Source organism: Nocardioides sp., from assembly GCF_035703625.1.
GTDB lineage: Bacteria > Actinomycetota > Actinomycetes > Propionibacteriales > Nocardioidaceae > Nocardioides.
The window spans coordinates 1-7,582 of the sequence record NZ_DASSXS010000229.1; the positions used below are offsets into that span (position 1 = coordinate 1).

The 7,582-nt window shown below is 71.2% G+C and carries 9 protein-coding genes; 1 reads left to right on the forward strand and 8 read right to left on the reverse strand.

Annotated elements, in window-relative coordinates:
* From VFN12_RS11720 to VFN12_RS11755, 8 genes are all read right to left on the reverse strand, one after another.
* The coding region (locus VFN12_RS11720; protein WP_325118868.1) for a sigma factor at positions 1 to 193 on the reverse strand (193 nt) is incomplete at its 3' end.
* Positions 194 to 227: 34 nt separating this feature from the next.
* The gene (locus VFN12_RS11725; protein WP_325118876.1) at positions 228 to 575 is read right to left on the reverse strand and encodes a YciI family protein; all 348 of its coding nucleotides are present in this window, start codon (positions 573 to 575) and stop codon (positions 228 to 230) included.
* A gap of 130 nt (positions 576 to 705) precedes the next feature.
* Positions 706 to 1,602, reverse strand: a complete 897-nt coding sequence (locus VFN12_RS11730; RefSeq protein WP_325118869.1) for a TIGR03619 family F420-dependent LLM class oxidoreductase — start codon at positions 1,600 to 1,602, stop codon at positions 706 to 708.
* Positions 1,603 to 1,699: 97 nt separating this feature from the next.
* Positions 1,700 to 2,224 carry a flavin reductase family protein gene (locus VFN12_RS11735; protein ID WP_325118870.1) on the reverse strand — a complete coding sequence of 175 codons (525 nt, stop codon included), beginning with the start codon at positions 2,222 to 2,224 and terminating at the stop codon, positions 1,700 to 1,702.
* The gene (locus VFN12_RS11740; protein ID WP_325118871.1) at positions 2,221 to 3,561 is read right to left on the reverse strand and encodes an LLM class flavin-dependent oxidoreductase; all 1,341 of its coding nucleotides are present in this window, start codon (positions 3,559 to 3,561) and stop codon (positions 2,221 to 2,223) included. The genes VFN12_RS11735 and VFN12_RS11740 overlap by 4 nt, the downstream gene beginning before the upstream one ends.
* A gap of 58 nt (positions 3,562 to 3,619) precedes the next feature.
* Entirely contained in the window at positions 3,620 to 4,465 is an 846-nt protein-coding gene (locus tag VFN12_RS11745; RefSeq protein WP_325118872.1) for an ABC transporter permease, read from the reverse strand.
* The gene (locus VFN12_RS11750; RefSeq protein ID WP_325118873.1) at positions 4,458 to 5,291 is read right to left on the reverse strand and encodes an ABC transporter ATP-binding protein; all 834 of its coding nucleotides are present in this window, start codon (positions 5,289 to 5,291) and stop codon (positions 4,458 to 4,460) included. Before VFN12_RS11750 ends, VFN12_RS11745 begins: the two co-directional genes overlap by 8 nt.
* Positions 5,291 to 6,316: an ABC transporter substrate-binding protein gene (locus VFN12_RS11755; protein WP_325118874.1), complete on the reverse strand. Its 1,026-nt coding sequence runs from the start codon at positions 6,314 to 6,316 to the stop codon at positions 5,291 to 5,293. The genes VFN12_RS11750 and VFN12_RS11755 overlap by 1 nt, the downstream gene beginning before the upstream one ends.
* Before the next feature lie 225 nt (positions 6,317 to 6,541).
* On the opposite strand from VFN12_RS11755, the gene VFN12_RS11760 reads away from it, so the two are divergent.
* Positions 6,542 to 7,582, forward strand: a 1,041-nt coding sequence (locus VFN12_RS11760; RefSeq protein ID WP_325118875.1) for a DUF222 domain-containing protein, incomplete at its 3' end; no start/stop codon positions are given.

Consider the following 7,582-nt stretch of genomic DNA (forward strand, 5'->3'; position numbering starts at 1 on the left):
CGGCCGGGTTCTCCGGTACGCCGGCCGAGGGCCACTGCTCGAGCGCGGCCACGAGAGCGTCCTGCGCCAGGTCCTCGGCGAGCTCCACGTCCCGGGTCATCCGGGTGAGAGCGCCGACGAGGCGGGCCGACTCGGCCCGCCACGCGGCGACGACGACTCCGGTCGGGTCGTCCGTACTCGACTCTGCCGGCACGCAGCCAGCGTAGTGAGCCCAGTCGGTCGCCAGTTCAGGCGTCGGGCGCCTCCGGACCCTCCGAGATCTGGCGCAGGGTCGAGATCACGGTGACCTCGGGCCAGTGCTTCGCGTGGATCTCGGCGAACTCCCGCTGGTCGGCCGCGGCCTCCTCGAGGGAGTCGTACTGCAGGAGGGCCCAGCCGCCGACGACCTCCTTGGCCTCGGCGTAGGGTCCGTCCACCCGGCTGACCTCGCCCTGCCGGACCACGTAGTTCACGGCGTCCTCGGTGCCGTAGAGCCCGCCGCCGTCGAGGAAGACGCCCTTGGCGGCCTGCTCACCGATGTAGACGTCCATCGCCTCGAACAGCGACTGGGGCGGCGTGCCGACGCCCTCTTCCATCCTCACGAATCCCATGAAACGCGGCATCTCGATCACTCCTCCTGGTGGGCTGGGTTGCTTTCTCGCACGTACGTCGAACGGCCGCCGGGCTCCTCGACATCGTCTTCTGAAATTCTTTTCGGGTCGAGGTTCAGCGGTCGAGGTCGGCCAGCACCGCGCCGATGGTGTCGATGCTCCCGGCGGTGATCGGGTCGAGCACGAGCTGCAGGTGCACCGCGCCGGCGTCCGCCATCCCCCGGATGTGCTGACCGAGGTCGTCGGGGGTGACCGTGGTGACGCGGGCGTCGTAGGTCTCGCCCATCAACCGGCCGCGACCGTCAGGGAGCGTGACCAGGACCGCCGCGGTCGCGTCCACGGTCCGTCCCTGCGGGGTGACCGCGTCGACCTCGTCCTTCACCCGGGCGAACGTCTCGACCGAGTTGTCGTAGATGCTCCACCAGACGTTCCAGGAGTCGGCGACCGGCAGCCCGATGCCCAGCATGCGAGGGCTGTTGGACCCCAGCATGATCGGCGGCCCGCCCTCCCGGACCGGGCGTGGGTCCAGCACGCAGTCGTCGACGTCGTAGAACTGGCCGTGGAACGTCGTCCGACCCTCGCGCAGCAGCGGCGCGATGATCGCCAGGGCCTCCTCGAAGCGCGAGACGCGCTGGTCGTAGGGGAAGCCGAAGGCGTCGAACTCGCGCCGGTTCCAGCCCGCGCCGAGTCCCAGGATCAGCCGGCCCTGCGAGATGGCGTCGACCGTCGCGGCCTGCTTGGCCAGCATCGCGGGCGCATGGAAGCCCGTCGACGCCACGAGGGGCCCGATCTCCACCCGTTCGGTCGCCGCTGCGATCGCGGCCAGTGTCGTCCACGCCTCGTACGGACCCCGTGTCGAGCCGTCCGGCAGGTCGTAGACGAGATGGTCCCCCACCCAGATCGAGTCGAAGCCGGCCGACTCCGCCCTTCGGGCGAGGTCGAGGTACTCCGGCCACGGCACGTACCGCTCCACCTCGGGCAGCTGGACACCGACCTTGCACGGGCGCGTCATGACCCCAACCTAGACACCGGACCGCGCAGCTCGACCTCCGGAGCAGATGCGTGGCCGCGCGGTCACCCCTGTGTCCAACACCGCGCGGCCACGCGGCTCATGCCGACTCCGACAAGCTCCCGAACCCACTGCGGTGGAAGACCAGCGGCATCGACTTGGACCGGTGCTCGACCGCGTGCAGCTTCAGGAGCACGATCACGTGGTCGCCGGCCTCCACCTCGCTGTGGATCGTGCAGTCGAACCGCGCCGCGCCGTCGTCCAGGGTCAGCGCGCCGTCGTCGGTGGCGCTGCAGAGCAGGCCCTCGAACCGGTCTGCGACGGGCCCGGCGAGCTGGCGGCACACGTCGCCGTGGTGGTCCGCCAGGATCGTCACCCCGAGGTGGTCGGCGCGCTTCAGGGTCGGCCACGTCCTCGACGTGCTGGCGACCGAGAAGGACACCAGCGGCGGTTCCAGGCTGACCGACGTGAAGGAGCTGGCGGCCAGACCGACCGGCTCGTCGTCCACGAGTGCGGCGACCGCGACCACCCCACTGGGGAAGACGCCGAAGGCCTCCCGCAGCCGCGACTCGTCCAGGTCCTGGTTGGTGGCGAGGGGGATGGTCCTGTCGCCCGCAGGGGTCACGAGGCGGCCCCGAGCGTCGCCACGCGGGGCTGGTGGGAGGGGACCGGCAGCCCGTAGTGGTCGCGCAGGGTCGAGCCCTCGTAGTCCTCCCGGAACAGGCCCCGCTGCTGCAGGATCGGTACGACGTGGTCGACGAAGTCCTCGAGCCCGCTGGGCAGCGCCGCGGGCATCACGTTGAAGCCGTCGGCCGCGCCGTTCTCGAACCAGGTGTGCATCGAGTCGGCGATCTGCTCCGGCGTACCCGCCAGCGTACGGTGGCCGCGACCGCCGCCCAGCTTGGCGAGGATCTGCCGCACGGTGAGGTGATCGCGACGGGCGAACTCGACGGTGAGCTCGTAGCGGGTGCGGTTGCCCTCGATCTGGTCGGCCGGTCGGATGTCCTGCGGCAGCGGCGCGTCGAGGTCGATCTGGTCGGCCGGGATGCCGATGTCGGTGGCCAGCTGCTGCAGCGCGTGCTCGTGCACGAGCAGGTCGTCGAGCTCCCGCTCCTTGGCGACCGCCTCCTCCTCGGTGGCGCCGATGATCGGCACGATGCCCGGCAGCACCTTGACCTGGTCGGGGTTGCGGCCGGCGTCGGCGACGGCTCGCTTGAGCTCGGCGTAGAACTCCTGGCCGTCCTCGAGGGTGCGCTGGGCGGTGAAGACGGCCTCGGCGTAGGCGCCCGCGAGCGCGATGCCGGGCCCGGACGAGCCGGCCTGCACCACGACCGGCCGCCCCTGCTCGCTGCGGCCGACGGTGAGCGGCCCGCGGACCGAGAAGTGGGTGCCGCGGTGGTCGAGCGGGCGGATCCGGTCGGGGTCGGTGTGGACACCGGTCCCCTTGTCGGCCACCTCCGCGTGGTCATCCCAGCCCTCCCACAGGCCGAGCACCACCTCGACGAACTCCCCGGCCCGCGCGTAGCGCTCGGCGTGCGTCGGGTTGTCGGTGTAGCCGAAGTTGGCTCCGGCGTCGAGGGCCGCCGAGGTGACGACGTTCCACCCGGCGCGGCCGTGGCTGATTGCGTCGAGCGTCGCGAACCGTCGGGCGAGGCTGTAGGGCTCCTCGTAGGTGGTGGAGGCGGTGGCGATCAGGCCGATCCGCTCGGTCGCGGTGGCCATGGCCGCCAGCAGCACGGTCGGCTCGAGCTGGGTCGGCGGTCGCCGGGCCGGGTTGGTGAACAGCGACGGGCTGTCGGCGAAGAAGACCGAGTCCATCTTGCCCCGCTCGGCGATCCGCGCGAGCTCCTGGAAGTGGGACACCTCGCGGGCGGCCCCCGGGTCGCTCTCCGGGAGCCGCCACGAGGCCTCGTGGTGGCCGGTGCTCATCAGGAAGGCGTTGAGGTTCAGCTGTCGGGTCATGGGTGAACTCCTCTGGCTCGAAGGGTCTCGGGCTGTGTTGTCGAAAGGTGGGGGCCTGTCAGGAGCGCCAACGCGAGAAGCGGCGCTCGAGCGCGACCAGGCCGTAGTTGACGGCCAGCCCCAGGGCGGTGGTCGTCAGGATCGCGGCGTACATCTGCGGGATCAGGAAGTTGTACTGGGAGTAGTTGATGAGGTAGCCCAGCCCCGCGGTCGCGCCGATCATCTCGGCGGCGATCAGGACCAGGATCGCGGCGGCGCCCGCGATCCGGATGCCCGTGAAGATCGTCGGCAGCGCGGCCGGGAACACGACCTTGCGGAACGTCGTCGCCGACGACAGGCCCAGCACGCGCGCCGACCGCAGCAGCTGCTTGTCCACCGACTCGACCCCGCTGATGGTGTTGAGCAGGATCGGGAAGAAGCAGGCGTACAGGACGATCGCGATCTTCGACGTCTCGCCGATGCCCAGCACCAGCACGAAGACCGGCAGCAGCGCGAGCGCCGCGGTGTTGCGGAACAGCTCCAGCACCGGCGACACCAGCTGGCGCACCGGCGGGTACCACGCGATCGCGGTGCCCAGCGGGATGGCGATCGCCACGGCCAGGAGGAAGCCGCCGGCCGAGCGGACCAGGCTGGCGCTGAGGTGCTCCCAGAGCCGCCCGCTGGTCAGCATGTCCCACCAGGCCGCGCCGACCTCCGAGAGGGGCGAGACGAAGTAGGGGTCGACCAGGCCGTACGTCGGCGCGAGCTGCCACACGACGCCGAGCGCGACGATCCCGAGGAGGCCCCGCGTCCAGCGGGCCGCCCGGGCGCGGCCGGCCCGCTCGGTGCGGACCCTCGGGCCGGCGGCCTGCGCCTGGCGCGGGTTGAGCTGCGTCTCGGTGCGTTCTGCGAGGAGGCTAGGCAACGCGATGCACCTCCGCCCGGTAGGCCGGTGCGGGCTGGCGGAGGTGCCCCCAGATCTGGTGGCGGTAGGCCGCGAACTCCGCCGTCGAGCGGATGTCGGCATCCCCTGACGTCCGGTCGAGGACGACGTTGATGATCTCGACGACCTTGCCCGGCCGGGTGCTCATGACGGCGACCCGCTGGCCGAGGAAGACCGCCTCCTCGATGTCGTGGGTGATGAAGACGATGGTGGTGCCGGTCCGCCGCCAGATCTGGACCAGCTCCTCCTGCAGCCGTTCCCGGGTCTGGGCGTCGAGCGCGCCGAACGGCTCGTCCATCAGGAGCACCTCGGGCTGGTAGGACAGGCTCCGCGCGATCGCGACCCGCTGCTTCATCCCGCCCGAGAGCTCGTGCGGGTAGCGGTCCGCGAAGTCGGTGAGGCCCACCAGCTCCAGGTACTCGTGGGCCACCCTGCGCCGTTCGGCCTTGCGGCGGCCGCCGACTGCCTCCAGCGCGAACTCGATGTTGCCGAGTGCCGTCCGCCAGGGGAGCAGCGTGTACTGCTGGAAGACGACCCCGCGGTCGAGGCCCGGTCCGGACACCGGCCGGCCGTCGATCTCGACCGCGCCCGCGGTGGGGGTCGACAGCCCGCTCACCAGGTCGAGGACAGTCGACTTGCCGCAGCCGCTGGGGCCGACGAGGGTCAGGATCTCGCCCTCGCGGACGTCGAGGTCGAGGCCGTCGAGCGCGACGAACTCGTGCGCCGCGCGGTCGCCGGCGGCGCGCACACGGAAGACCTGGCGCACGTCGCGGAGCGCGATCTTGCTCGCGCCGGCGAGGGAGGCCATCAGCCCTCCTCCGCGTACGGGTTGAACTCGTTGGTGTAGATCTCCGACGGCTCGATCGAGTCGGCCTCGACCTCGCCCTCCGCCTCCAGCCAGTCGAGCCACAGGGTGAAGTCCTCGTCGCTGATCACGCCAGCCTTCGCGGGCACCCCGGTGCCCTTCCACAGGTCGAGCGCGGCGGCGTACTCCTCGCGGTCGTGCTCGGCGAGGTAGTCCTTCATCACCTCGCGGATCTCGTCGATCGAGTGGGTCTGGGAGTACTCCAGCGCCTTGGCGATCGCCGCCACGAACTCCTTGGTGGTGGTGGGGTTCTCCGCGATGAACCGGTCGCTCAGCACGTAGCTGCCGCCGTTGTAGGGGCCGACCAGCTCGATGTCGTTGACGACCTCCTCGATCCCGCCGTTCTTGAGCGCGATCTCCTTCAGGCTGCCGAAGAGGTACGCCGCGTCGACCTGGCCCTCGCGGAGCGCCGCCTCGCTGTTGATGCCCGGGAGCGGCACCAGCGTGACCTGCTCGATCTCGTCCTGGCTCAGGCCCTCGTCGGCGAGGTAGGTGTCGATCACCGCCTCGGCGTTGGCACCGAGCGTGTTGACCGCGACCTTCTTGCCGATCAGGTCGCGCGCCTCGTCGATCCCGGAGTCCTTGAGCGTCAGCAGGCTCGAGCTCACGTCGGCGCTCGACCCGTAGTAGGAGATGACGGCCTTGATCGGCGCTCCGGTCGAGGCGAGCTTGGCGATCGCGCCGTTGAAGGCGCCGCCGTAGTCGACCTGGTCGGTGGCCACGGCCCGCAGGCTCTCCGGCCCGCCCTGGACGTCCCCGACGCGGTCGAGCTTGATGTCCGTCTGGTCGAAGTACCCGAGCGCGTCGGCGAGCTCCGGCAGGTCCACGATCCCGGCGTTGGTCTGGTAGCGGATCGTCGTCTGCTCGCCCTCTGCTCCGCTGCTGGCACCGCAGGCGCTGGCGCCCCCGGCGACCAGCATTGTGGCGGCCGCCACCCCGGCCAGGTGTCGAAGTCTGGTGTGCCCCATGGGTCGTCTCCTCGTTAAACTGTATGAAGTCGAGTGAAATAGTACATATTGATCGGAGGGAGCCTGGGAGGGGTGGTGCGGTGGGCGAGTTGCCGTGCTGTTCGGCCAGGCCGGGCCTGCCGGCTTCGGCCCACGTAGCAACCACATGGAGGCGTGGCGCACGACGTGTCCACAGGGTCGAACAGACGTGCGAAATGTGTCGGTGGCGACGGCTTTACTGGGTGCATGGCGATCACCCCGCTCCCGCACCTGACACCGGCTGGGGCGGTGGGTGCGGCGTGCTCGGGCCTCGAGGCAGTGGCGGACTCGTTGTGGTCGGCGCGCGGGACCGGGGAGTTGGTCGCGGGGGTGGAGGAGCTGCAGCGACTCAGGAGCAAGACGGCGGCCCTGGAGGCCGAGCTGTTGGCCGAGCTCGACGCCCGCGAGGTGGCCCGACGCGGGCTGGGCTGGGGGTCCACGGCCGACTGGTTCACCCACGTCGCCGGCATCACCCGCCGTCAGGGCCGTAAGGCCGTGGCCCACGCTGGATTGCTGGTCACCCAACGGGCGGCCACGCTTGACGCCCTGCGCCAGGGTGCAGTGTCTCCGGAACAGGCGTCCGTGGTGGTCGACGCGGTCGAGCGGCTTCCGCTGGCGGAGCACGTACGCCGTCGCGGCGAGCAGGTGCTGCTCGAGGAGGCCGGCCGGCTCAACGCCACCGACCTGCACCGGGCGGGTCGACACCTCGCCTCGGTGGTCGACCCCGACCGCGACGAGCGTGAGGCCGAGCGAGCCCTGGACCGGGAGGACCGGGCCGCCCACCTGGGCCGGTTCCTCACCGTCTCCGAGGACGGCCGCGGCGGCATCCGGGTGCGGGGTGGCGGCAGCGTCGAGGACGGCGCGGTGCTCCGCGCCGCGCTGCTGCCGCTGACCAGGCCGGTCTCTGGAATCGACCCGGTGACGTGTGCGGAGCAACCCGACCCGCGTGACCACGGCGCCCGGATGTGGGACGGCCTGGTCCAGCTCGCCCGCCATGCCCTCGATACCGATCTCCCGCCCGCCAGTCACGGGGCGCGGCCCCGGGTGGCCGTCACCGTCGACGCGCAGACCCTCCGAGGCGACGCCGCCGGGGTTGGAGTGACCGAAGACGGGCTCGACCTGCCCGGCGCCACGATCCGACGGCTGGCCTGCGACTGCGACCTGATCCGGGTGCTGCTGGACGCCGACGGGTGCATCCTCGACGTCGGCCGCTCCCAGCGACTGGTCACCACGCCGATCTGGACTGCC

Bases quoted from the DNA above. Each gene is read 5' to 3' on its own strand.
- VFN12_RS11725 (WP_325118876.1), bottom strand. From the start codon at position 575: ATGGAAGAGGGCGTCGGCACGCCGCCCCAGTCGCTGTTCGAGGCGATG.
- VFN12_RS11730 (WP_325118869.1), bottom strand. From the start codon at position 1,602: ATGACGCGCCCGTGCAAGGTCGGTGTCCAGCTGCCCGAGGTGGAGCGG.
- VFN12_RS11740 (WP_325118871.1), bottom strand. From the start codon at position 3,561: ATGACCCGACAGCTGAACCTCAACGCCTTCCTGATGAGCACCGGCCAC.
- VFN12_RS11750 (WP_325118873.1), bottom strand. From the start codon at position 5,291: ATGGCCTCCCTCGCCGGCGCGAGCAAGATCGCGCTCCGCGACGTGCGC.
- VFN12_RS11755 (WP_325118874.1), bottom strand. From the start codon at position 6,316: ATGGGGCACACCAGACTTCGACACCTGGCCGGGGTGGCGGCCGCCACA.